We start from the raw sequence: 22,194 nt of genomic DNA, 5'->3' as shown, positions 1-22,194 counted from the left end.
CATTGCGCCCGGCTCCCTGGAGAGAAACATGACCGAACTCGAATTCAAATCGCTGGCCACGCAAGGCTTCAACCGTATCCCCCTGATCGCGGAAGCCTTCGCCGACCTTGAAACGCCGCTGTCGCTGTACCTGAAGCTGGCGCAGACGCAGAACACGGGCAAGAACACCTTCCTGCTCGAATCGGTCGTCGGCGGCGAACGCTTCGGCCGCTTCTCCTTCATCGGCCTGCCGGCGAAGACGGTGCTGCGCACGCACGGCAGCCACACCGAGATCATCCGCAACGGCGAAGTGATCGAGACGCACGACGGCAATCCCCTCGAATTCATCGAGCAGTACCAGGCCCGCTTCAAGGTCGCGCTGCGGCCCGGCATGCCCCGTTTCTGCGGCGGCCTGGCCGGCTACTTCGGCTACGACACGGTGCGCCATATCGAGAAGAAGCTGGCCGGCGCGGGACCGAAGGACGACCTGGGCCTGCCGGACATCCAGCTGATGGTGACGGAAGAACTGGCCGTCATCGACAACCTCTCGGGCAAGCTGTACCTGATCGTATACGCCGATACCACGCAGCCGGAATCGTTTTCGAAGGCGCGCCTGCGCCTGAAGGAACTGCGTGCGCTGCTGCGCCGCGGCGTCGACGCACCCGTCACGTCGTCCTCCGTGCGCACTGAAATCATCCGCGACTTCGCCAAGGAAGACTACCTGAAGGCCGTTGCGAAAGCCCATGAATACGTGATGGCCGGCGACCTGATGCAGGTGCAGATCGGCCAGCGCATCCGCAAGCCCTACGTGGATTCGCCGCTGACCCTGTACCGCGCGCTGCGTTCGCTGAACCCGTCGCCGTACATGTACTACTACAACTTCGGCGATATGCAGATCGTCGGCGCGTCGCCGGAAATCCTGGTGCGCAACGAGACCCTGCCCGACGGCGAGAAGAAAGTGACGTTGCGCCCCATCGCCGGCACCCGCCCCCGTGGCGCCACGCCGGAAAAGGATGCGCTGCTGGCCGAGGAGCTGCTGGCCGACCCGAAGGAAATCGCCGAGCACGTGATGCTGATCGACCTGGCCCGCAACGACCTGGGTCGCATCTCGGAGACGGGCAGCGTGAAGGTCACGGACCGCATGGTCATCGAAAAGTACTCGCACGTGCAACACATCGTCTCGAACGTGGAAGGCAAGCTCAAAGCCGGCATGTCGAACCTGGACGTGCTGCGCGCCACCTTCCCGGCCGGTACCTTGACGGGGGCGCCGAAGGTGCGCGCGATGGAAGTCATCGACGAGCTGGAAATCTCCAAGCGCGGCATCTACGGCGGCGCCTGCGGCTACCTGTCCTTCGGCGGCGAAATGGACGTGGCGATCGCCATCCGCACCGGTGTCATCAAGGACGGCATGCTGTATGTACAGGCAGCCGCCGGCATCGTGGCCGACTCGATCGCCGAGATGGAATGGCAGGAAACGGAAAACAAGGCGCGCGCCGTGCTGCGGGCGGCCGAACAAGTGCAAGATGGCCTGGATGGGGAGTTCTGACATGCTCTTGATGATCGACAATTACGACTCCTTCACCTACAACATCGTGCAGTACTTCGGCGAGCTCGGTGAAGACGTGCGCACCTTCCGCAACGACGAAATCACGATCGAACAGATCGAGGCGATGAACCCGGAGCGCATCTGCATCTCGCCCGGACCGAAGGCGCCGGCGCAGGCGGGCATCTCGGTGGACGTGCTGAAGCACTTCGCCGGCAAGAAGCCCATCCTGGGCGTATGCCTGGGCCACCAGGCCATCGGCGAAGCCTTCGGCGGCAAGGTGATCCGCGCCAAGCAGGTCATGCACGGCAAGACGTCGGCCATCGCCCACACGGGTGAAGGCGTGTTCGCCGGCCTGCCCAGCCCCTTCACGGTGATCCGCTACCACTCGCTGGCGATCGAGCGCGCTTCGCTGCCCGCCTGTCTGGAAGTGACGGCATGGACCGACGACGGTGAAATCATGGGCGTCAAGCACAAGGACTTCGATATCGAAGGCGTGCAGTTCCATCCCGAGTCCATCCTGTCCGAGCACGGCCATGCCCTGCTGAAGAACTTCCTCGTCCGCTAAGGAGCCATCATGCCGATTACTCACCAAGAAGCACTGGTCCGCTGCATCGAGCACCGCGAAATCTTCCACGACGAAATGCTGCACCTGTTCCGCCAGATCATGAGCGGCGAGATGTCGCCCGTGATGGTGGCCGCCCTGACGATGGGCCTGCGCGTGAAGAAGGAAACCATCGGCGAGATCACCGCCGCCGCACAGGTGATGCGCGAATTCTCGACCAAGGTGCCGATGGCCGACACCACCAACCTGCTCGACATCGTCGGCACGGGTGGCGACGGCGCGCACACGTTCAATATCAGCAGCGCGGCGATGTTCGTGGCCGCCGCGGCCGGCGCGCGCGTGGCCAAGCACGGCGGGCGCAGCGTGTCGTCGTCGTCCGGCAGCGCGGACCTGATCGAATCGCTGGGCGCCAATATCAACCTGAAACCCGAGCAGATCGCCCAGTCGATCGCGCAGTCCGGCATCGGTTTCATGTTCGCGCCGAACCACCACGCGGCCATGAAGCACGTGGCCCCGGTGCGGCGCGAGCTGGGCGTGCGCTCGATCTTCAATATCCTGGGCCCGCTGACCAATCCGGCCGGCGCACCGAACATCCTGATGGGCGTGTTCCACCCGGACCTGGTCGGTATCCAGGTCCGCGTGCTGCAGCGCCTCGGTGCCCAGCATGCCATCGTCGTCTATGGCCGCGACAATATGGATGAAGTGTCGCTGGGCGCCGGTACCATGGTCGGCGAACTGGTGAACGGCGAAATCCGCGAATACGAAATCCACCCGGAAGACTTCGGCCTGCCGATGATCGCCAGCCGCAACCTGAAGGTGGCCGACGCCGCCGAATCGAAGCAGAAGGTGTTCGAGGCCCTGTCCGGCGTGCCCGGCCCGGCCAGCGACATCGTCGCCCTGAATGCCGGCACGGCGCTGTATGCGGCCGGCGTGGCGCCGTCCATCGAGGACGGCCTGGCCAGGGCGCGCGAAGCCGTCGCCTCCGGCGCGGCCATGGCGAAGCTGCGTCAGTTCGTCGACGTGACGCAAACGCTCGGCGCCAACAACTAAGGGGCCGTCATGTTCGGCATCCACGACCTGACCTTGTTCATCGTTTCCGGGCTGCTGCTGAACATCATGCCCGGCCCGGATTCCCTCCTCATCATGACGCGCAGCGCCACGCAGGGCTGGCGCGCCGGCGTCGTCACGGCGCTGGGCATCGGCGCCGGCACGATGGTGCATGTGCTGGCCGCGGCCATCGGCTTGTCGGCCTTGCTGGCAACCTCCGCGGCGGCCTTCAATGTCGTCAAGTGGGTGGGCGCGGCGTATATCGTGTGGTGCGGCATCGGCATGCTGCGCGCGAAACTGAAGAACGCTGACGCGCCGGCACAGGCACCGGCTACCCCGCCCCGCCTGCCCTACCGCCGCATCTTCGCGCAAGGCTTCCTGACCAACGTCCTGAACCCGAAGGTGGCGCTGTTCTTCCTGGCCTTCGTACCGCAGTTTATCGACGCCGATGCGCCCAACAAGGCGCTGGCCTTCATCGTCCTGGGCTGCATCTTCAATTTCAACGGCATGTTGTGGTGTAACGGCCTGGCCGTGTTCACGGCATTCGCCAGCGCGCGCCTGCAGGTCAAGCCGAGCGTGGCCCTGTGGCTGAACCGCGTGACGGGCGGCCTGTTCCTGCTGCTGGGCGCGCGCCTGGCGCTGGCCGAACGCACTTAAATCCTGAAAAAACCATGTCCGACATCCTCAACAAGATCCTGGCCGTCAAGGCCGACGAAGTAGCCGCCGCCAAGAAATACCGCAGCCTGGCCAGCCTGCGCGCCGACGTGGAAGGCGATGGGGAACTGCGCGCCCAGCTGCGCGGCTTCGAGGCCGCCATGCGCCGCCAGATCAAGGCCGGCAACCCGGCCGTCATCGCCGAAGTGAAAAAGGCTTCGCCGTCGAAAGGCGTGCTGCGGGCCGACTTCCAGCCGGCCGCCATCGCCGCGAGCTATGCCGCCGGCGGCGCGGCCTGCCTGTCCGTGCTGACGGACGAACAGTTCTTCCAGGGTTCAAGCGAATACCTGAAGCAGGCCCGCGCGGCATGCGACATCCCGGTCCTGCGCAAGGACTTCATGGTCGACATGTACCAGATCTACGAAGCGCGCGCGATGGGTGCGGACTGCATCCTCTTGATCGTCTCGGCGCTGGACCATGGCCTGATGGCGGAGATGGAAGCCTGCGCCCACGAGCTGGGCATGGACGTGCTGATCGAATCGCACGATGGCGACGAACTGACGGCCGCGCTGAAGTTGAAGAGCAACCTGATCGGCATCAACAACCGCAACCTGCGTACCTTCGACGTCACGCTGGACACGACCTTGAACCTGCTGGAGCGCATTCCGAAGGAACGCATGGTCATCACGGAATCGGGCATCCTGAACAAGGCCGACGTGGCGCGCATGCGCGAAGCCGACGTCCATGCCTTCCTGGTGGGCGAAGCCTTCATGCGCGCCGAAGACCCGGGCGCCGAGCTGCGGCGCCTGTTTGCCTGATCCGACAAGAGCTCGACCATGCCCCTACCCCTGGAACCGGATGCCCCGCGCGACTTCGATTTCATCATCGGCGACTGGCGAGTAAGGCACCGGCGCCTGCAATCGCGCCTGAACGGCTGCACCGAATGGGTCGAATTCGATGGCCTGTCGTCGACGGTCAGGACGCTGGGCGGCTTCGGCAACCTGGAGGACAACCTGCTGCAGTTCCCGGAAGGCGCGTTCCGCGCCATCGCCGTACGCGCCTATTGCAGCGCGACCGGCACATGGTCGATCTGGTGGCTGGACGGACGCAATCCCACGACACTGGACGTGCCGGTGGTGGGCCGCTTCAGCGACGGCATCGGCATCTTCCTTGCCGACGACGTACTGGATGGCCGGCCCATCAAGGTGCGCTTTACGTGGACCGCGAAGCCGGGCCATCCTCCCCGCTGGGAACAGGCATTTTCCGCCGACGCCGGCGCCAGCTGGGAAACCAACTGGACGATGGCGTTCACGCCGGCCTGAAGCCGGCGCATCCCGCGTCAATCCTTCTTAACGTCCCGACCGCGCCATCGTCGGCCGTGGCACCGCCAGCTTGCGCGCCGTGTCGATGGCCAGGGTAATGCCGGGCACCCGCTCGCCCTGCAACTGCACGGCAAAGGTACGCAGCTCGTCGCGGCGGAAGGCGTGCACCTGCACCGTGTCGCCGACGCGGTAGCGGCCCAGCAGGTTGTCCAGGTTGGACGGGTTGCCCGTGACGCGCAGGCCGTCGATGGCGACCAGCAGGTCGCCCGCCGACAGCCCGGCGCGGTGGGCGGCGCCGCCTTCATGGACGGCCGTGAGCTTGCAGTCCGCGCCATCGCGGCCGATATTGGCATCGAAGCTGGGTTTGTCGCCCTTGCGCTCGTCCGTGTACTTGATGCCAAACGGCGCCAGCAGCTTCGCCAGCGGCAGGTCTTCGGTGCCGCGGATGTATTTCTCGAAGAAGGCCTTGTGCTTCATGCCGCTGATCTCGTCGAACAGGGCTTCCACGTCGCCTGGGGTGACGCCACGGCGGCCATCCGGATAGAAGTCGCGGCCCCAGCGCTGCCACAGCGCCAGCATGATGTCGTCCAGCGAGCGCTTGCCGCCGGTTTTTGCGCGAATGGTCAAGTCGAGTGCGAGGCCGATCAGCGACCCCTTGGCGTAGTAGCTGACGATGGCGTTCGGGGCGTTCTCGTCCTGGCGGTAGTATTTGCCCCAGGCGTCGAAGCTGGAATCGGCCACGCTCTGCTTGGTGCGGCCGGCGCCGCGCAGCACGCCGCCGACGGCCTTGCCGACCAGCTTGAAGTACTGCTGCTCCGTGATCAGGCCCGCGCGCACGAGGAACAGGTCGTCGTAATAGCTGGTGAAGCCTTCGAACAGCCACAGCAGCGGCGTGTAGTTCTCCACCTGCAGGTCGTAGGGCGCGAACACGGCCGGCTTGATGCGCTTGACGTTCCACGTGTGGAAGTATTCGTGGCTGCACAGGCCCAGGAACTGGATGTAGCCGTCGCTGCGATCCTTGCCCTGGCCAGCCAGCGAAGGCAGGTCGGCGCGGTTGCAGATCAGCGCCGTCGAGGCGCGGTGTTCCAGGCCGCCGTAGCCGTCGCCCACCGCCAGCGTCATGAAGACATAGCGCTCCATCGGCGCCTGCTTCGTCTTCGGCTCGAAGAATTCGATCTGGGTCTCGCAGATGGCCTGCAGGTCCGCGCACAGGCGGCTCATGTCCAGGTTCGGCACGCGCCCGGTGATGACGACGTCGTGCGGCACGCCGTGGGCCGTGAACGTGGCCAGCGCGAAGTCGCCCATCTCGACGGGGCTGTCGATCAGCTCATCGTAGTCGGCCGCGACGTAGGTGCCGAAGCCGTAGCGCTTCGCCTTCAGCTCCGGCAGCGCCGTCGCCACGCGCCACGTGCGCGCCGCCTCGTCGGCCGGCTTGCGGATGTCGACGATATGCGGGGCCGCTTCCTGGCCCGCCACGCGCAGGAACACGCTGGTGCCGTTGAAGAAGCCGTGGCTCTGGTCCAGGTGCGCCGTGCGTACCGACAGGTCCCACGCATATACGTCGTACTGCACCACCAGCGCGCCGGCGACGGGCGGCGCCTGCCAGGAGTGCTTGTCCAGCTTCGTCAGCGGCACGGCGTGGCCGTCGGCTTCGGCCCGGATCTGGACGATATTGCGGGAAAATTCGCGGATCATGTAGCTGCCCGGGATCCAGGCCGGCAGCGCCAGCACCTGGCCTGCGGGATCGGGAGCCGCCACGGTCAGCGTGACCTGGAACAGGTGGCCGGCCAGGTCCTTCGCTTCGATGGCATAGGCGATCGCCGCTGCCGTTTTGGGTGTTTTCTTGTTTTTCATCGTAAGTCCGACGGCGTATCGATATCGAGCAGGATGCCGGGATCGTCCACCGCCACATCGTTGACGGGATTGTTGTTGACGATGCCGCGCGCGCCTCGGTCTCCCCCCAGCGCGAGCAGCTCGGGCAGGTGCCGGCGGCCGAACGCCACCGGGTTGCCCCGTTTTCCTTGGTACAGCGGCGCGGCGATGGCCGCGCCCTCCTCCACCGCCTGGCGCAGCGCGGCGATGGTCGACGGCAGCACGCGGGGCATGTCGCCCAGCGCCACTACCCAGCCATCGGCTTCACCGGCATGACGCAGGCCGTGCACCAGCGAAGCGGCCATGCCCGTGTCGGCGTCAACGCAGCGCGTAACGTCGCAGCCCAGCGCGGCCAGCAGGCCGGCCGTGGTGTCGTCATCCGCACGAACGACGGCCACCACGTGCGGCAGCGCCGCCAGCAGGTGCCGCGCGCTGGCCACCACCACGGGCAGGCCGTCCAGCGGCTGCAGCAGCTTGTTCTTCGCGCCGGCTGGATCGAAACGGCGCCCGCGCCCTGCTGCCAGCAGGATGCCGACGATGTGCCGGCCGTTCGCCACCATCAGGCCTTGACCGCCGACGCGAGATCGAAGGGCAGCTTGCGCAGGCGCTTGCCGGTGACGTTGAAGATGGCATTGGCAAAGGCCGGCGCCAGCGGCGGCAGGCCGGGTTCGCCCATGCCGGTCGGCGGCGCGTTCGACGGCACGATGTGCACCTCCACTTTCGGCATGTCCGGCAGGCGTGCCACCGCGTAGTCGGAAAGCTGGCTCTGTTCGACGATACCATCCTTCAAGGTAATGGCGGCGCCCGGCAAGGTGGTGCCGACGGCCATCAGCACGGCGCCCTGCACCTGCGCCTCAATGGTCAGCGGATTGACGGCCTGGTTGCAATGCACGCCGGCCGTGACGGTGTGCAGCTTGGGCACGCCGTTTTCCACCGACGCCGTGACGACATAGGCAACCACGGTGCCGAAGGCTTCGTGCACCGCCACGCCGTAGGCATGGCCCTTCGGTGGCTTGACTTTGCCGTAGCCGGATTTGCCGACGGCCAGGTCCAGCGCCAGGTGGTGCCGTTCGTTGGCGGCCGGGATCAGCTTCTTGCGGTAGGCCACGGGATCGGCGCCGGCCGCGTGGGCCGCCTCGTCGATCAGGGTCTCCATCACGAAGGCCGTGTGGGTCGCGCCGACGGAGCGCCACCACAGCACCGGCACGTTTGCCTTGACGTTGTGGACGGACAGGTTCAGCGGCACCTTGTACGGGTCGCCCATGCCTTCGACCATGGTGGAGTCGACGCCGTTCTTCACCATCATCGGCTCGAACGCGGTGCCGGCGATGATGGACTGGCCGACGATGGTGTGATCCCAGGCGACGATATTGCCCCGTGCGTCCAGGCCCAGCGCCGCGCGGTGCACGTGGGCGGGCCGGTAGTAGCCGCCCTTGATGTCGTCCTCGCGGCTCCAGATCACCTTCACGGGGCCGGCCTTGCCTTCCTTCGCATACGCCTTTGCCACGTTGACCGCTTCGACGATGTAGTCCGAGCTGGGCACGGCGCGGCGGCCGAAACCGCCGCCGGCCGTCATCGTGTGCAGCGTGACCTGCTCGGGCTTCAGGCCGGCCGTCTTCGCCGCCGCCGCCTGGTCCATCGTCTGGAACTGGCTGCCGGCCCAGACGGTGCAGGCGTCAGGCTTCAGGTCGACGACGCAGTTGAGCGGCTCCATCGGCGCGTGCGCCAGATAGGGGAATTCATAGACGGCGTTGATCTTCTTCGGCGCGCTGGCCAGCTTGGACGTGTCGGCCTTTTTCGCCACCAGGCCCGGCTTGGCGGCCAGTGCGCGGTAGGCGGCGAACTGCTTCGTCGTATCGACCTTTTCCAGGCCGGCCGTGTCCCATTCGATCTTCAATGCATCCCGACCTTGCTTGGCCTGCCAGTAGCCTTCGGCGATGACGGCGATGCCGTCGCCGCCACGGTCAAGCGCCACCGGCAGCACGGCGATCACGCCGCGCACCGCCTTGGCAGCGGTCGCGTCGACCTTCTTGACCTTGGCGCCGAACACGGGCGGGCGCGCCACCACGGCCACCTTGGTGCCTTCGGGCTTGAAGTCCATGCCGAACTGCTGGCTGCCGTCCGACTTGGCGCGTGCGTCCAGGCGCGGCATCGGCTTGCCGATCAGGCGGAAGTCCTCGACGTTCTTCAGCACCACATGGCCGGGCACCGGCTGGCGCATTGCCGCTTCGGCCATCTCGCCATATGTCGCCTTCCTGCCGCCCGGCCCGGTCAGCACGCCCTGCGCGGCCTTGACCTGGTTCGGGCTCACCTTCCACTGTTCGGCGGCCGCGGCGACCAGCATGGCGCGGGCGCGCGCGCCGATTTCGCGGTACTGCACCCACGAGTGGGCCACCGTGCCGGAGCCGCCCGTGATCTGGATGCCGAACAGCGGGTCTTTATACGCTTCGCCGGCCGGGGCCAGCACGCCGCGCATCTGCGACCAGTCGGCATCGAGTTCCTCGGCGATCAGCATGGGCAGCGCCGTCTGCACGCCCTGGCCAAATTCGAGCCGGTTGACCTGCACGGTGATGGTGTTGTCCGGCGCGATGCGCAGGAAGGCGTTCGGCTGCGCCGGCGCCTTGGCTTCGGCCGCGCGCGCCATGCGCCCGCCGCCCGTGAACGTGAATCCCAGCACCAGCCCGGCGCCGGCCGCCTTGATGAAACCGCGCCGCGATACGCCGCCGGCGCTGTCGCTGTCGTTGTTCTTATCCTTGCCGTTGTCGATGGCGCCTGCCATGCTGCCTTGATTGAACCCTTGATTGAACCATTGCGTGCGCATGTCTTCTCCTCAGGCCAGGGTCTTGGCCGCGTCCTTGATGGCGGCGCGGATGCGTTGGTAGGTGCCGCAGCGGCAGATATTGCCGGCCATGGCGCTGTCGATGTCGGCGTCGGTGGGCGCCTTGTTCGACTTCAGCAGGGCCGTCGCGCTCATCACCTGGCCGCTCTGGCAGTAGCCGCATTGCGGCACATCGTGGCGCACCCACGCATCCTGCACGGCCTTGCCGACCTTGTCGCCTTCCATCGCCTCGATGGTCGTCACCTTCTGGCCGACGGCGGCCGAGATGGGCGTGATGCAGGAACGGATCGGCTGGCCGCCCAGGTGCACGGTGCAGGCGCCGCACAGGGCCGCGCCGCAGCCGAACTTGGTGCCGGTCATGTTCAGGTTGTCGCGCAGGGCCCACAGGATCGGGGTGGAAGGATCGGCGTCGACCTGGGTGTCGCGGCCGTTGATGTTCAAGGTCAGCATGCATGCTCCTGGTTTGGATGTACAAACGGCGCGCTCTGCTGGCGCGCCGGTTCCTGCGGGTCTGCGGCCCGCTCTGTTCCTGGGTACTGCGGCGGCGTTACTTCTGCGACGCCAGCTTCGCTTCCAAGGTCTTGATGTCGATGGCGCCGGGTACGCGGGTGCCGTCGGCGAAGATGACCGCCGGGGTGCCGTTGATATTGAGCTTCTGGCCCAGCGCGAACACCTTGTCGTTCGGCGTCGTGCAGTTGGCCGGCGCCGCCGGTGCCGCCTTGTTGTTCAGCATCCAGTCGTCCCAGGCCTTGGCACGGTCGGGCGCGCACCACACGTTCTTCGACTTCACGGCCGAATCGGGCGACAGGATGTTGTACAGGTAGGTGTAGATCGTCACGTTGTCGACCTGGGCCAGGGTCTGCTGGCGGAAGCGCTTGCAGTAGCCGCAGTTCGGGTCCTCGAACACGGCGATGACGCGCTTGCCGTTGCCCTTGACGGTCTTGATGGCCATGTCCAGCGGCAGTTCGCTGAATTTGATCTTGTTGATATCGTCGATGCGGGTCTGGGTCAGGTCCTCGCTCGTCTTCAGGTTGAAGACGTGGCCGACGATCAGGTAGGTACCGGTCTTGTCGGTGTAGCGCACATCGCCGCCGACCCGCACTTCGTACAGCCCGGCATACGGCGTCTCGCGCACGGAATCGATCTTGACGCCTTCGCCCAGCTTGGGTTCGACGTTCTTGCGGATTGTGGCCTCGACGCTGCCGGTTTGGGCAACGGCGCAAGTCGCCAGCAGGAGCGACGACATCGCCAGCGCGGTTTTCAGGATTTTCATGGAACTCTCTCCGGAATCGGACATTGCCGCGCCGGCCGTTTGCCCGGCAGCGCAGCGGTAGGTGGTTGATTATCGTTATAGTGGGCTGGCTGTACTGCAGACCCTCGTCCAGACCGTCATGCAGACCGTCACTGCCGGCCCAGGGCATGCGACATCAGCTGCCGCTTGATCATCGGCAGCTTGTCCAGCAAGTTTAGCCCGAAATTGCGCACCACGCGAACTGGCTCAAGGTTGGCCGTGAACAGGCGGTGCAAGCCGTCCGTGGTGACCTGCATGGCCAATACCTCTTCCTTGCGCGCGCGGCTGTAGCGGGCCAGCACGCGGTCGTCGCCAATGGAGCGGTGCTCCTCGCGCTCGGCCACGGCCGCCACCAGGTCGCGCACGTCGCCGAAGCCCAGGTTCATGCCATGCCCGGCCAGCGGATGCACGACGTGGGCGGCGTCGCCGATCAACGCGACCCGTTCGGCCACCAGGGAGTGCGGCCGCATCAGGGTCAGCGGGAAAGCGCGCACCTGCTCCGGCTGCACGGGCGTGAGCTTGCCCAGTTTGTCGGCGGCGAATTCGGCCAGCCGGTCCGCCAGCGCCTGTGCGCCCTCGGCAACCAGCGTATCGGCCAGCGCATCGGGCGCGGACCACACCAGCGAGACCCGGTTGCCCGGCAGCGGCAGCAGCGCGACGATGCCGCGCGTGCACGTGAACCACTGCAAAGCGGCGCCGTGGTGCGGCTTCTCGCAGTCGAAATTGGCAACGACGCCCTGCTGGCCGTAAGGCTTGTAATCGAGGCCGATATCGCACTGGCCGCGCACCCACGACTGGGCGCCGTCGGCACCGACGACCAGCGCGGCGCGCAGGTGGCTGCCGTCGTCCAGGTCGATGGTGGCGCCGTCCATCGTCGTGTGCAGCGCCGTGGCGCGGCCCGTTACGACGTGGACGTTCTGCGCGAAGCGCAAGGCCGCATCCAGCGCGCTGTTGAGGTTACGGTCCTCGACGATCCACGCCAGCGTATCGGCATGGGCGCCGTAGGCGTCGAAATTGATATGGCCGGGCTGCTCGCCGTCGCCCTTGACGATCATGGCGTCGACCGGCGCGATGCGGCCGGCATCCATCGCATCCCATACCTTCAACGACGACAGCAAGCTGCGCGCCGTATGGTTCAGCGCATACACCCGCGCATCCCACCCTTCGGTGGACGCCGGCGCCGGTGCCGCCGGCGGCCCGAGCAACGTGACGCTCTGCCCGGACTGGGCGAACGCAAGGGCTGCGGTCTTGGCGATGGCGCCATTGCCGACGATGCAGACGGCGGTCTGCACGTGCTGCCGGGTGGCCGATGAGGTGGATGGCTTGGTCATCCGGCCATTATAAACATCGCCGGCAGGAAGCGGCGTCCTCGCGATGCCTCCTTACAAAACACCGACAAAGGGGAACAGTATCGCCGCCGCCGGAGACATCACCGTCCGGCTCAATCGGGCGCCTCCGCGCGCTGGTTCCCAGTCAGGAGTGGTACGTTTCGACCAAAATGCAAGATGACTCTTGCAAACTCAAATTCCCCTGCTATAATGCTGCCTCTTGGCCTGGTAGCTCAGTTGGTAGAGCAGAGGATTGAAAATCCTTGTGTCGGTGGTTCGATTCCGCCCCGGGCCACCAAGAATTCAGCTGCAAGCAGAACGCCACCTTCGGGTGGCGTTTTTGTTTTGTGCTCTGCAATCCGGCCCTTCGGTCCGTTCGAGACGGCTTGACCCGCCATCGCCAGCAGCATTACACCCTTCGGTGAACCATCTTCGCTACACTCGACACCGTCCAACACGGAGTACGACATCATGCTGCACACCCTGCCCGACCAGTTCCACGCACTCGTCATCGGCGCAACGGGAACCATCGGCGCGGCCTTCGTCGAGCTGCTCGAGCATTCGCCCCGCTGCGCTTCGGTGCTGGGCCTGCATCGCAACTCGGCGCCTGCCATCGACTTCGCCGACGAAACCAGCGTCGCCCGGGCGGCGGCGGCCCTCGCTGGCCGGCGTTTCCACCTGATCGTCAATGCCACCGGCCTGCTGCACAGCGGCGCGTTCATGCCGGAAAAGCGCCTGGCCGACCTGGGTTACGCGCAGATGCAGGCCACCTTCCAGGTCAATACCTTCGGGCCGGCCCTGGTTCTGCGCCATTTCACGCCAATGCTGGCGCCCGAGCGGGCTATCATGGCCATGTTGTCGGCGAAGGTGGGCAGCATCGGCGACAACCGGCTGGGTGGCTGGTACAGCTATCGCGCATCCAAGGCGGCCCTGAACATGCTGGTGAAAACCGCTGCCATCGAAGTGGCGCGCACGCATAAGAACAGCGTGTTGGTGGCACTGCACCCCGGCACCGTCAACTCGCGCCTGTCGCAACCGTTTCGTGGCGAGACCATTGGGCGCCCGGCCCATGACGCCGCTACTGACATGCTGCACGTACTCGATGCGCTGACACCGGCCGACAGCGGCTCGTTCCGATCCTACAACGGCGCTGAACTCCCCTGGTAACGCTGCTTGCCTCGGAACCCGCGTCAACCGGCAACAGCCACGAGAGGCTTGACCACCGGCGTCTTCTCCACCCCGCTGCGCACGGCCGCAACATCCCCATCGAACCGGAAATCGCAAGCCTGATGCACTTTCCACGCGCCCTCCCCCATCAGGTGCAGCACGTGGGTGTGGTGCTGCAGCACCGCAGGCCGGTGCGCGATGCTGATCAAGGTGGCCCCGCTCTCGCGCAGGCGCTTGTACAGCGACGCTTCGTTGCCGCTGTCGAGGGCACTGGTGGCTTCGTCCAGGATGACGATGGTCGGTTCGTGCACCAGCACGCGGGCGAAGGCCAGGCGCTGCTGCTCGCCGACGGACAGCAGTTTTTCCCAATCGTGCACGGCGCCCAGGCCGCCCACGCGCTTGGCCAGGTGCGGCAGATGCACCTGTTCCAGGATGGCCAGCAGTTGCTCGTCGCTCAGGTCCGAATGCGCGCTGGGGTAGATCAGCTGGCTGCGCAGGGTACCTGACTGCAGGTAGGGCTGCTGGGGCAGGAAGAAGAAGTCCTCCACGGGCGGGTGGTGGATCACGCCGCTGCCCGTATGCCACAGGCCGGCAATCGCGCGCAGCAACGAGCTCTTGCCGCAGCCGCTGTCGCCCGTGATCAGCAACGCGTCGCCCGGTTTCAGCGCCAAGGTCAATTCCTTGATCAGCACCCGGTCCGACCGGGGCGGGTGCAAGGTCACGGCTTCCAGCGCCAGGTGCTTGCCGGCCCGCTTCTGGATACGCGGGTGAGGGTCTTCAGCCGTGGCGGCCGGCGCCGTACCGGGCAGCACCAGGTTCGACAGTGCCTGCAGGCGGCCGATGCCGGCCACGAAACGGCTCAGGCTCTCGAAGTTGTCGACAATGACAGCGACGGCGCCCAGCACAGCCGTGAAGGCGCCCGCCGCCTGGATCGCCCGGCCCACCTCGAGTTCGCCCGACAGGACCCGCTCGGCCAGGATCACGCCAGGCAGCACAAGGGTGAGCTGGCTGAAGGTGCGCTGGAACAGGTTCAGCGAGCGCTGCTTCTTGATCAGCCTGGCGAAATTATGGAATACCTTGTCGAACTTGCTGTCGATATGCGCGCGCTCCTGCGCCTCGCCCCGGTAGAAGGCGATGCTTTCCGCGTTTTCACGCAGGCGCATCAGGCTGAAGCGAAAATCCGCCTCGCGCCGCAGCTGCCAGAAATTCAGGTGGATCAAGGGATTGCCGAATATATACAAGGCTACCGCCGTGCCCAACAGGGCATAAATCGCCAGCACGCCCACCAGCAGGTGCGAAATCGACCACAGCACGGCGCTGAATGCCACCAGCTGCATGATCGAACCCAGGAAGATCAGCAGGAAATGGATCGACCGCCCCGTGAAGGTATTGACGTCTTCACTGATGCGCTGATCGGGATTGTCGATGTCGTTGTGCGCGCCCAGCTCATAATATTTGCGCTCCTTCAGGTAGCCGTCCAGGAAACGGCCCGTCAGCCAGCGCCGCCAGTGGTTGCCGAACAAATCGCGCATATAGTAGTAAAGCGCGTAGACCGGTACGGCAAATGCCAGCACGAACAGGCACGCGTGGACCGAATTCCAGAAGCGGTCGCCATTCTTTGCCGCCAGCGCCGACGTCATCTCGCCGGCCTGGTTATTGAGCATGACGGCAAATTGCGTCTCGGCCAGCATCAGGACGATCAGGACGACCAGCAAGGTCCACGCCTTGCGTTTCTCTTCGCCCAGCCAATACGGCTTGGCCACGCCAATGAATTGCTTCCAGGCCGCAAGCGACAAGGGTGGGGTCCGGCGCTTGCGTTTCGGCGGCGGCGGTGTCTCGTCGTTCGGACCGGGGGTTGTGATGATGGTAGGCATGGTCGTTCTTCTATAAATAGGCCAGGCGCCGGGCCGACGGGGGCCCGGCATTCCTGCAGACCCGCGGCCTTACGGCTGAGTCTTAACCCGAGCATACGACCCGGCATGGAAGCCTTCGGTGCGCAAACGGACATAAGCCCCATTACACTGGGAAATCATGGTTACCCGAGAACCTTTCCCCGGAGGTATCCGGCCGGCCTGTTCACAGACAGCGCCGTGACCCGCATACGTGGCCCGGCAATGCTGCCTTTTGGTGGAAAATACGAGGGATGAAAATGCGGAAGAAAGCCGACCTGCCCACCAAAGCGTGCGCGCATTGCGGCCTGCCCTTTGCGTGGCGAAAGAAGTGGGAGCGCGACTGGGCGAACGTGAAATTCTGTTCGGAGCGATGCAGGCGTGCCGGCTCAGCGCCTGAATAACCAGATCAGCACCGACACGACAATCGAAACGACGATGCAGGTGACGATGGGGAAGTGAAAGCTGCCGCCTTCGCGGACGATATGGATATCGCCCGGCAGCCGGCCCAGCGGCAGCTTGCCCAGCCAGGGCCAGGCCAGGCCGATGGCGGCGATCAGCAATCCGATGACGATCAAGGTACGTTGCACGGCTTTCTCCCATGTTTTGACGATACAAGAATAAGCAGATTTGCCCGCGAACGGCGCCACCGGTGCGCTGCCGCCCCGGGCGAATCGCTACCATCAGCCCTCCACTTTCACGAACCTCGGCCTTCAAGACCCGACTCTAAAGACCCCGACTCTAAAGACCTACCCTTATGCCACCCCATCTCGGCCTCGTCTGCATCACCGTGTCGAACGACGTTCGCTACCGCACCATCACGCGCAAGCGGCTGCTGGAGCATTCGTTCGAATCGCAGCAGAAGCTGCTCGATGAACTGTACCGCTCGAATATCCAGGTGCTGGACCGGGCACTGCGCTACTGCGAGGAAGAGAATATCGCGCTGTACCGCATGCCGTCGTCGATCTTCCCCTTTGCCGACGAGCCGATCGGCCGCGACCTGCTGGCCACCTTCGCCCAGACCCTGGCGCGCACGGGGGCGCGGGCGCTGGAGCGGGGCATCCGCCTCGTCATGCATCCGGACCAGTTCGTCGTGCTCAGTTCCGATTCCGCCGGGGTGGTGGCGAACAGCGTCAAGATTTTGCAGATGCATGCGGACATCATGGACCTGCTGGCGCAGCCGCGCACGCCGTGGGCGCTGCTGGAGATCCACGGCGGCAAGGCCGACCGGGCCGACGCCCTGGTTGCCAATATCGCCGCCCTGCCCGACGCGATCCGCTGCCGCCTGGGACTGGAAAACGACGAATACGCCTACAGTGCCGAAGAGATCCACGAGATCTGCGTGCGCAGCGGCGTGCCGATGGTGCTCGATGCCCACCACCATATCGTGCACGAGAAGCTGGACAGCTACGACCACCCCAGCATCGCCGACATGCTGGCCAAGGCCCGCAGCACGTGGGCCGTGCCGGAGCACCAGCTGGTGCATATCTCCAACGGCCGCACCGCCTTCAACGACCGCCAGCATTCGGACCTGATCGAGACGATGCCGGCCGCCTACGCCCAGGCGCCGTGGATCGAGATCGAGGCGAAGAACAAGGAGGAGGCGATCCGCGGCTTGCGCCAGTGGCAGGCGGCGGTAGTGTGATCACCCCGCCTGCAAGGGTAATGCCAGCCGGGCACTGAGCCCGCCGCCGGGCCGGTTCGACAACACCAGCGTGCCGCCCAGCGCCAGCGCCAATTCCTGCGCGATGGCCAGGCCCAGGCCGCTGCCCCCGGTAGCCGCATTGCGCGAACCTTCGAGCCGGTAAAACGGCTGCAGCACGGCCGCCAGCTGGTCCTCCGGAATGCCCAGCCCGCGATCGAGCACGGCGATCGACACGTGCGCTTCGTCCCTGCCCGCTTCGATCGTCACACTGTCGGCGAACTTCAGGCCATTGTCGACCAGGTTGGTGACGATGCGCCGCAGCGCCTGCGGCCGCGACAGCAGTGGCGTGCCGACGGCGCCCTCGACCGATACCGGCTGGCCCGCATCGCGGTAGTCCGCCGCCAGCGCGTCGAGCAGCGCATCCAGGTCGAAGCGCACGGCCGGTTCGGCAGCCGCATGCGCACTCCTGGCATAAGCGATGCCTTCCTGGATCAATGCCTGCATCGCGGTCAGGTCGCCCTGCCATTTGTCGCGCTCTCCTTCGTCATCCATCAGCTCCGTGCGCAAGCGCATGCGCGTGACGGGCGTCTGCAGGTCGTGCGCGATGGCGGCCAGCATGCGCGTGCGTTCCTGCAGGTGGCCGGCGATACGGGCCTGCATCGCGTTGAAGGAGCGGGCCGCCTGCGCCACTTCCACGGGGCCGTGTTCCGGCAGGGGCGATGCGCCCTGGCTTGGCGTCAGTGCCTCGGCCGCCCGTGCCAGCTGCCCGAGCGGACGGGTGGCCAGACGCACGGCCCACCAGCACGACAATCCCAGCAAGCCCAGTTGCGCCGCCAGCAGCGCGGGCAGCCACCGCGCGAACGGCAGGCCGGCCGGCGCCAGTTCGATGGCCAGCGGCGTGCCGTCGCGCAGGCGCACGTGCAGGCGCCGCTGCGCGTCGTCAATACCGCCTTCGACTTCCACTTGATAGCCGGGGCCGAGGCTGTGCGCGACACTGGCGGCGGCCGGATCGTCGAACACCGGCGTGCGTTCACGGCTGTTGGCGACGGCACCCAGGCGGTACCGGTAAGTGCGCCGTTCGAGTTTTGCCAGCCATCCGGCCCGCTCGGCCGGCGACAGGCGCTCCAGCATGGCGACGGAACTGGCCACGTCGCGGCCCAGGTAGGACAGCATCATCGCCTGCGACGCATGCGCGCGTTCGTACCAGATCAGCGCGAACGTCAATGCCTGCGCCGCCACCAGGCCGCACAGCAGGATCAGCACCACGCGGCCGAACAGCGAGCGTGGCACGAGCGTCATGGGGCCGGCTCGACGGCGGCGCAGAATACATAGCCTTCGTTGCGCACGGTCTTGATGTAGCGCGCTTCGCGCGCGCCGTCGCCCAGCCGCTGGCGCAGGCGGCTCACCAGCAGGTCGATCGACCGGTCGAACAGGTCGACGCCCCGCCCCTGCGTCAGGTTCAGCAACTGGTCGCGGTTCAGCACGCGCTGCGGATGATCGAGCAGCACGCGCAGCAGGCGGTATTCCGCGCCGCTCAGCGCCACCATCGTGCCCTCGGCGTCGAGCAGGTGGCGCGCCGTCGTGTCCAGCCGCCAGTCGCCGAAGCGGATCACGCTGGCCGGCTCGCTCACGCGCAGGTTCGGCGGCAGCATGCGCGTGCGGCGCAGCACGGAGCGGATGCGCGCCATCAGCTCGCGCGCGGCAAAAGGCTTGGTCAGGTAGTCGTCCGCGCCCATTTCCAGGCCCAGGATACGGTCGGCCTCCTCGTCGCGCGCCGTCAGCATCAGGATGGGCAGGCCCTGGTGGCGCCCGGCCCGCAAGGTGCGGCAGACGGCCAGGCCATCCTCGCCCGGCATCATCAGGTCCAGCACCACCAGGTCGATGGCGTCGTGTTCGAGCAGCGCATGCAGCTGGCGGCCGTCCGCCGCCAGCGACACCTTGAAACCGTGCTTGCGCAGGTAGGTGGCGAGCAGCTCGCGGATTTCGCGGTCGTCGTCGACGATGGCTATATGGTCGGGCAGGTCGGGCGTGGTCATACCCTGCTTTATAGCCCATTTCCCGTTCGGGGCGGAAGCGGCGGCTTGCAGTCATTTGTGTCGCAATGTATCCGCAGCGGCGCCGGATACATGCGCTTGCACGACAGGGCCGCCGCCGACACATTGCCGACAACTGCCGGGCGCCTAATGACATCACCGGCCAACGTGGCCGGCAACGTTACCGGGAGCCCCGCCATGCAACGATTCAAAGCCTGCCTCGCCTTCGCCGCCGTCGCCGCAGTCGTCACCTTTTCCGGCCTGGCCCATGCGGACGAAACGGGCCGCTGGGTGACAGCCAGCGGCAACCTGGAAGTGGAAATCGCCCCCTGCGGCGGCGCCCTGTGCGGCACCGTCGTCAAGGTGCTGGCCAACCGCTCGATGATGGCGAGTACCGGCCAGCCGATGCAGCCGGCCGACGACAAGCCCGCGCTGGGCATGCAGGTGCTGACGGACCTGCAGCCCGTGGCAGGCGGCAAATGGCAGGGCCGCATCTACAACCGCGAGAACGGCCAGACCTACGACTGCCTGCTCTCCCTGGCCGGGCCGGACCAGCTGACCGTGCATGCCTACCAGGGCACGCCGGCCACCGGCCGCACCCAGGTCTGGCAGCGCGCGGCGGGAGCGGTGCAATGACGGCCGTCGACCTGCCGCTGGCCTTCTCTGCCGGGCTGCTGACGGTGGCGGCGCCGTGCATCCTGCCAATGCTGCCGATCCTGCTGGGCGCCGCATCGTCCGGCAACGATACGGCGCGCATGCGGCCCCTCTTCATCGCACTGGGCTTCGTGCTGGCCTTCGCCGGCGGCGCGCTGCTGTTCGGCGCCTTTGCCGACACCTTGGGCCTGGCCCAGGAAACGCTGCGCAGCACCGCTATCGTGCTGCTTGCCGTGTTCGGCATCTCGCTGCTGTGGCCGCGCCCATTCGAAGCGCTGGCGGCGCGCGCATCCGCGCTGCTGGCAGGCGCGGACATTGGCCGCCATGCGGGAGCCGGCAACCTGGGCGGCCTGCTGGTCGGCGCCGGCATGGGTGTCGTGTGGACGCCCTGCGCCGGCCCGGCGTTTGCCGCCATCCTCACGCTGGTGGCCAGCGCGCACAGCCCCGGGCGCTCCGGCACGCTGCTGCTGCTATATGCGCTGGGCGCCGCGCTGCCGATGCTGGCCATTGCCTACGGCGGGCAGTACGTGCAAACCCGCGTGCGCAGCTTCGCCCGCCATGCCCACCTCGTGCGGCAGATCGCCGGCGCGCTGATCGTCGTCACGGCCGCCGCCATGTTCTTCCAATACGACACCCTGGCAGCCGTCTGGCTGTCCAACCTGACCCTGGAGACCATATGAACCGCATCCTGAGCGCCATCGGCTGTGCCGCCCTGTTCACCTTCACCTCTGCCCACGCCGCGACGCCACCGCTGCGCGACCGTGGCCCGGCGCCGGAACTGGCCGGCGTGGACACGTGGATCAATTCCGCCCCGCTGACCTTGAAGGGCCTGCGCGGCAAGGTGGTGCTGGTCGACTTCTGGACCTACTCCTGCATCAATTGCGTGCGTACCCTGCCGCACGTGGCGCGCTGGCACGAGACCTACAAGGACCGCGGCCTGGTGGTGATCGGCGTGCACACGCCGGAATACCCGTTCGAGCGCAGCACCAACAACGTGCGTACCGCAACCAGACGCTTCGGACTGACCTACCCGGTCGCGCAGGACAACGGCTACGCCACGTGGAAGGCCTTCAGCAACCAGTACTGGCCGGCGGCCTACCTGATCGACCAGCAGGGCCGCATCGTCCACACGCAGATCGGTGAAGGCGGTTATGCCGAGATGGATGCTGCGATCAGGACGCTGCTGCAGCGGGGCAGCTGACGCAGCTTCAAGCAGCAGGCACGCCCAGCGCCGCGAAGTGCAGCACCCAATCGCGGCGCATGTCGATGCCCACCAGCGCGGCTGCTTCGTCATCGTAGAAGGCACCGACCGGGCAGGCCCCGAGCCCGCGCGCGGTCGCGCCCAGCAGCCAGCGCTCGCCGACCATGCCCGCCTCCAGGAAGCCGTGCCGATACCCGCGCGGCCCTTCGGCCAGCATCGGGCTCTGCTGCGCCGACAGCACCAGCACGACGGCAGCATCGCCGATCACCTGCTGCGACAAGGCCGCCGACCGGGCCGCCGTCGAGAACGCGCCACTACGCACCCGCGTCAGCGCATGGCCCGGGCCGTACCGGTAGACACCCGGCGCCAGCCCCTGCACGCGGGTCACGACGAGCGAAATGCGGATGGCGCCGGAGAGCTGCGGCTGTTGGTCCATGTCGGCCAGGATCGACGCCAGCGCTTCGAGCGGCACGGCTTCGTTCGAAAAGCGGCGCAGGCTGCGCCGCGCGGCGATCACGTCGCGCACCGGTGCCGATGCCTTTTGCGGGGGCGGCAAGGGCACCAGGTCCCCTGCCGGCCGGGAGGCCTGCTGCAGCGACGTGGCCTGGTGAATCCGGGTCGTCACGGCACTGCCGGCGGCGACGGGTGCGGGCACGAGGCGGTGCATGTCGCTTCGGGCCGCCGTTGCCTTGCGGTGCAAGGTCAGCATCGCCAGCACGCCTTCCTCGACGCCGTCCACGCCCAGGGTGCGGGCGATTACCGCTTCGTCGAAACGGGGCGACAGGCGCGCATGCAAGCCCGCCGCATGTGCCGCGACCCGCACGTTTTCCAGCAGGTGGCCGGCGTCGGCGGTGGCATAGCGGTAGGCGCGGTTCTTGTATTTGTAGCCGGTGCGGCGAAAGACCGACGTCAGCACGATGGTGGCGTCGGCATCCTCCGCGCCGGGCGGCAACGGGCCGATGGCATCGAGGCGGCCCGCGTCGGCATCGTAATGGTAGACGCCCGGGGCCAGGCCATCCACCGAGCGCGCCAGCACATACAGCTCGCTGGGGAACAGCCCGCCGGAGGACGGCGCCGCCCGCAAAGCCATGCCGCCGCGCCGCAGGGTGACGCCCGCGCCCAGGTGCAGCAGGTCGCCCAGTTCGGCCAGGCCGAGGCGCGCACC

General features: G+C 66.6%; 23 protein-coding genes and 1 tRNA gene. 13 read left to right on the top strand and 11 right to left on the bottom strand.

The features are described 5' to 3' along the window. Positions 1-28: 28 nt before the first annotated feature. Genes trpE through GM672_RS21640 form a run of 6 tightly spaced genes read left to right on the top strand, consistent with a single transcriptional unit; the run spans position 29 to position 5,110 of the window. On the top strand, positions 29-1,525 hold the full coding sequence (gene trpE, locus GM672_RS21665; RefSeq protein ID WP_155472610.1) for an anthranilate synthase component I: 1,497 nt from the start codon (positions 29-31) through the stop codon (positions 1,523-1,525). Position 1,526: 1 nt separating this feature from the next. After that, positions 1,527-2,090, top strand: a complete 564-nt coding sequence (locus tag GM672_RS21660) for an anthranilate synthase component II (protein WP_155472609.1) — start codon at positions 1,527-1,529, stop codon at positions 2,088-2,090. Between the two features lie 9 nt (positions 2,091-2,099). Beyond that, positions 2,100-3,137, top strand: a complete 1,038-nt coding sequence (gene trpD / locus GM672_RS21655) for an anthranilate phosphoribosyltransferase (protein WP_155472608.1) — start codon at positions 2,100-2,102, stop codon at positions 3,135-3,137. Between the two features lie 9 nt (positions 3,138-3,146). Beyond that, positions 3,147-3,791: a LysE family translocator gene (locus GM672_RS21650; protein ID WP_155472607.1), complete on the top strand. Its 645-nt coding sequence runs from the start codon at positions 3,147-3,149 to the stop codon at positions 3,789-3,791. 14 nt (positions 3,792-3,805) lie between these two features. Next, positions 3,806-4,606: an indole-3-glycerol phosphate synthase TrpC gene (trpC, locus tag GM672_RS21645; RefSeq protein ID WP_155472606.1), complete on the top strand. Its 801-nt coding sequence runs from the start codon at positions 3,806-3,808 to the stop codon at positions 4,604-4,606. Between the two features lie 18 nt (positions 4,607-4,624). Continuing rightward, positions 4,625-5,110 (top strand): DUF1579 domain-containing protein, encoded by a 486-nt coding sequence (locus GM672_RS21640; RefSeq protein WP_155472605.1) that lies wholly within the window; start codon positions 4,625-4,627, stop codon positions 5,108-5,110. Between the two features lie 27 nt (positions 5,111-5,137). Here GM672_RS21640 and GM672_RS21635 read toward each other — a convergent pair whose 3' ends face one another. From GM672_RS21635 to GM672_RS21610, 6 genes are all read right to left on the bottom strand, one after another. Beyond that, positions 5,138-6,964: a M61 family metallopeptidase gene (locus tag GM672_RS21635; protein ID WP_155472604.1), complete on the bottom strand. Its 1,827-nt coding sequence runs from the start codon at positions 6,962-6,964 to the stop codon at positions 5,138-5,140. Continuing rightward, a complete protein-coding gene (locus GM672_RS21630; RefSeq protein WP_155472603.1) occupies positions 6,961-7,542 on the bottom strand; it encodes a nucleotidyltransferase family protein in 582 nt (193 codons plus the stop codon). The genes GM672_RS21635 and GM672_RS21630 overlap by 4 nt, the downstream gene beginning before the upstream one ends. Further along, positions 7,542-9,803 carry a xanthine dehydrogenase family protein molybdopterin-binding subunit gene (locus GM672_RS21625; protein ID WP_155472602.1) on the bottom strand — a complete coding sequence of 754 codons (2,262 nt, stop codon included), beginning with the start codon at positions 9,801-9,803 and terminating at the stop codon, positions 7,542-7,544. The genes GM672_RS21630 and GM672_RS21625 overlap by 1 nt, the downstream gene beginning before the upstream one ends. 9 nt (positions 9,804-9,812) lie before the next feature. After that, a complete protein-coding gene (locus GM672_RS21620) occupies positions 9,813-10,271 on the bottom strand; it encodes a (2Fe-2S)-binding protein (RefSeq protein ID WP_155472601.1) in 459 nt (152 codons plus the stop codon). A gap of 97 nt (positions 10,272-10,368) precedes the next feature. After that, positions 10,369-11,094, bottom strand: coding sequence for a DsbC family protein (locus tag GM672_RS21615; protein WP_155472600.1), 726 nt, complete (start codon positions 11,092-11,094; stop codon positions 10,369-10,371). Between the two features lie 128 nt (positions 11,095-11,222). Further along, positions 11,223-12,443, bottom strand: a complete 1,221-nt coding sequence (locus GM672_RS21610) for a UbiH/UbiF family hydroxylase (RefSeq protein WP_155472599.1) — start codon at positions 12,441-12,443, stop codon at positions 11,223-11,225. A 219-nt stretch (positions 12,444-12,662) separates the two neighbouring features. On the opposite strand from GM672_RS21610, the gene GM672_RS21605 reads away from it, so the two are divergent. Beyond that, positions 12,663-12,738 (top strand) — tRNA-Phe (locus GM672_RS21605). A gap of 173 nt (positions 12,739-12,911) precedes the next feature. After that, positions 12,912-13,607: an SDR family oxidoreductase gene (locus GM672_RS21600; RefSeq protein ID WP_155472598.1), complete on the top strand. Its 696-nt coding sequence runs from the start codon at positions 12,912-12,914 to the stop codon at positions 13,605-13,607. Between the two features lie 23 nt (positions 13,608-13,630). Here GM672_RS21600 and GM672_RS21595 read toward each other — a convergent pair whose 3' ends face one another. Further along, a complete protein-coding gene (locus GM672_RS21595) occupies positions 13,631-15,481 on the bottom strand; it encodes an ABC transporter ATP-binding protein/permease (RefSeq protein ID WP_155472597.1) in 1,851 nt (616 codons plus the stop codon). Positions 15,482-15,750: 269 nt separating this feature from the next. On the opposite strand from GM672_RS21595, the gene GM672_RS21590 reads away from it, so the two are divergent. Further along, complete coding sequence (locus GM672_RS21590; protein ID WP_155472596.1) at positions 15,751-15,900, top strand: DUF2256 domain-containing protein; 150 nt, start codon at positions 15,751-15,753, stop codon at positions 15,898-15,900. Here GM672_RS21590 and GM672_RS21585 read toward each other — a convergent pair. Beyond that, positions 15,886-16,086: a DUF2905 domain-containing protein gene (locus tag GM672_RS21585; RefSeq protein ID WP_170300185.1), complete on the bottom strand. Its 201-nt coding sequence runs from the start codon at positions 16,084-16,086 to the stop codon at positions 15,886-15,888. The genes GM672_RS21590 and GM672_RS21585 overlap by 15 nt on opposite strands. Positions 16,087-16,253: 167 nt before the next feature. On the opposite strand from GM672_RS21585, the gene uvsE reads away from it, so the two are divergent. Further along, the gene (gene uvsE, locus GM672_RS21580) at positions 16,254-17,141 is read left to right on the top strand and encodes a UV DNA damage repair endonuclease UvsE (protein ID WP_155472595.1); all 888 of its coding nucleotides are present in this window, start codon (positions 16,254-16,256) and stop codon (positions 17,139-17,141) included. Here uvsE and GM672_RS21575 read toward each other — a convergent pair whose 3' ends face one another. Beyond that, the gene (locus GM672_RS21575; RefSeq protein WP_155472594.1) at positions 17,142-18,440 is read right to left on the bottom strand and encodes an ATP-binding protein; all 1,299 of its coding nucleotides are present in this window, start codon (positions 18,438-18,440) and stop codon (positions 17,142-17,144) included. Continuing rightward, the gene (locus tag GM672_RS21570; RefSeq protein WP_155472593.1) at positions 18,437-19,177 is read right to left on the bottom strand and encodes a response regulator; all 741 of its coding nucleotides are present in this window, start codon (positions 19,175-19,177) and stop codon (positions 18,437-18,439) included. Before GM672_RS21570 ends, GM672_RS21575 begins: the two co-directional genes overlap by 4 nt. A gap of 195 nt (positions 19,178-19,372) precedes the next feature. On the opposite strand from GM672_RS21570, the gene GM672_RS21565 reads away from it, so the two are divergent. Genes GM672_RS21565 through GM672_RS21555 form a run of 3 tightly spaced genes read left to right on the top strand, consistent with a single transcriptional unit; the run spans position 19,373 to position 21,029 of the window. Further along, the gene (locus tag GM672_RS21565; protein WP_155472592.1) at positions 19,373-19,810 is read left to right on the top strand and encodes a DUF2147 domain-containing protein; all 438 of its coding nucleotides are present in this window, start codon (positions 19,373-19,375) and stop codon (positions 19,808-19,810) included. Beyond that, positions 19,807-20,508, top strand: coding sequence for a cytochrome c biogenesis CcdA family protein (locus tag GM672_RS21560; RefSeq protein WP_155472591.1), 702 nt, complete (start codon positions 19,807-19,809; stop codon positions 20,506-20,508). Before GM672_RS21565 ends, GM672_RS21560 begins: the two co-directional genes overlap by 4 nt. Beyond that, positions 20,505-21,029, top strand: a complete 525-nt coding sequence (locus GM672_RS21555) for a thioredoxin family protein (RefSeq protein ID WP_155472590.1) — start codon at positions 20,505-20,507, stop codon at positions 21,027-21,029. Before GM672_RS21560 ends, GM672_RS21555 begins: the two co-directional genes overlap by 4 nt. Positions 21,030-21,036: 7 nt before the next feature. Here the strand turns inward: GM672_RS21555 and GM672_RS21550 are convergent. After that, on the bottom strand, positions 21,037-22,194 hold a 1,158-nt coding region (locus tag GM672_RS21550; protein WP_155472589.1), incomplete at its 5' end, for a SagB/ThcOx family dehydrogenase.

The organism is Pseudoduganella buxea (assembly GCF_009720835.1).
GTDB classification, from domain to species: domain Bacteria; phylum Pseudomonadota; class Gammaproteobacteria; order Burkholderiales; family Burkholderiaceae_D; genus Rugamonas; species Rugamonas buxea.
Note: the sequence above shows the minus strand (reverse complement) of the source record. Positions and strands in the feature narration are given on the sequence as shown.

What these genes read in the sequence shown, in the direction of transcription:
- GM672_RS21555 (WP_155472590.1), top strand. Translation starts at nt 20,505, where the DNA reads ATGAACCGCATCCTGAGCGCCATCGGCTGTGCCGCCCTGTTCACCTTC.
- GM672_RS21620 (WP_155472601.1), bottom strand. Translation starts at nt 10,271, where the DNA reads ATGCTGACCTTGAACATCAACGGCCGCGACACCCAGGTCGACGCCGAT.
- GM672_RS21560 (WP_155472591.1), top strand. Translation starts at nt 19,807, where the DNA reads ATGACGGCCGTCGACCTGCCGCTGGCCTTCTCTGCCGGGCTGCTGACG.
- GM672_RS21565 (WP_155472592.1), top strand. Translation starts at nt 19,373, where the DNA reads ATGCAACGATTCAAAGCCTGCCTCGCCTTCGCCGCCGTCGCCGCAGTC.
- trpC (WP_155472606.1), top strand. Translation starts at nt 3,806, where the DNA reads ATGTCCGACATCCTCAACAAGATCCTGGCCGTCAAGGCCGACGAAGTA.
- GM672_RS21640 (WP_155472605.1), top strand. Translation starts at nt 4,625, where the DNA reads ATGCCCCTACCCCTGGAACCGGATGCCCCGCGCGACTTCGATTTCATC.
- GM672_RS21595 (WP_155472597.1), bottom strand. Translation starts at nt 15,481, where the DNA reads ATGCCTACCATCATCACAACCCCCGGTCCGAACGACGAGACACCGCCG.
- trpE (WP_155472610.1), top strand. Translation starts at nt 29, where the DNA reads ATGACCGAACTCGAATTCAAATCGCTGGCCACGCAAGGCTTCAACCGT.
- GM672_RS21575 (WP_155472594.1), bottom strand. Translation starts at nt 18,440, where the DNA reads ATGACGCTCGTGCCACGCTCGCTGTTCGGCCGCGTGGTGCTGATCCTG.
- uvsE (WP_155472595.1), top strand. Translation starts at nt 16,254, where the DNA reads ATGCCACCCCATCTCGGCCTCGTCTGCATCACCGTGTCGAACGACGTT.
- GM672_RS21590 (WP_155472596.1), top strand. Translation starts at nt 15,751, where the DNA reads ATGAAAATGCGGAAGAAAGCCGACCTGCCCACCAAAGCGTGCGCGCAT.
- GM672_RS21600 (WP_155472598.1), top strand. Translation starts at nt 12,912, where the DNA reads ATGCTGCACACCCTGCCCGACCAGTTCCACGCACTCGTCATCGGCGCA.
- trpD (WP_155472608.1), top strand. Translation starts at nt 2,100, where the DNA reads ATGCCGATTACTCACCAAGAAGCACTGGTCCGCTGCATCGAGCACCGC.
- GM672_RS21610 (WP_155472599.1), bottom strand. Translation starts at nt 12,443, where the DNA reads ATGACCAAGCCATCCACCTCATCGGCCACCCGGCAGCACGTGCAGACC.
- GM672_RS21615 (WP_155472600.1), bottom strand. Translation starts at nt 11,094, where the DNA reads ATGAAAATCCTGAAAACCGCGCTGGCGATGTCGTCGCTCCTGCTGGCG.
- GM672_RS21630 (WP_155472603.1), bottom strand. Translation starts at nt 7,542, where the DNA reads ATGGTGGCGAACGGCCGGCACATCGTCGGCATCCTGCTGGCAGCAGGG.
- GM672_RS21660 (WP_155472609.1), top strand. Translation starts at nt 1,527, where the DNA reads ATGCTCTTGATGATCGACAATTACGACTCCTTCACCTACAACATCGTG.
- GM672_RS21635 (WP_155472604.1), bottom strand. Translation starts at nt 6,964, where the DNA reads ATGAAAAACAAGAAAACACCCAAAACGGCAGCGGCGATCGCCTATGCC.
- GM672_RS21650 (WP_155472607.1), top strand. Translation starts at nt 3,147, where the DNA reads ATGTTCGGCATCCACGACCTGACCTTGTTCATCGTTTCCGGGCTGCTG.
- GM672_RS21625 (WP_155472602.1), bottom strand. Translation starts at nt 9,803, where the DNA reads ATGCGCACGCAATGGTTCAATCAAGGGTTCAATCAAGGCAGCATGGCA.
- GM672_RS21570 (WP_155472593.1), bottom strand. Translation starts at nt 19,177, where the DNA reads ATGACCACGCCCGACCTGCCCGACCATATAGCCATCGTCGACGACGAC.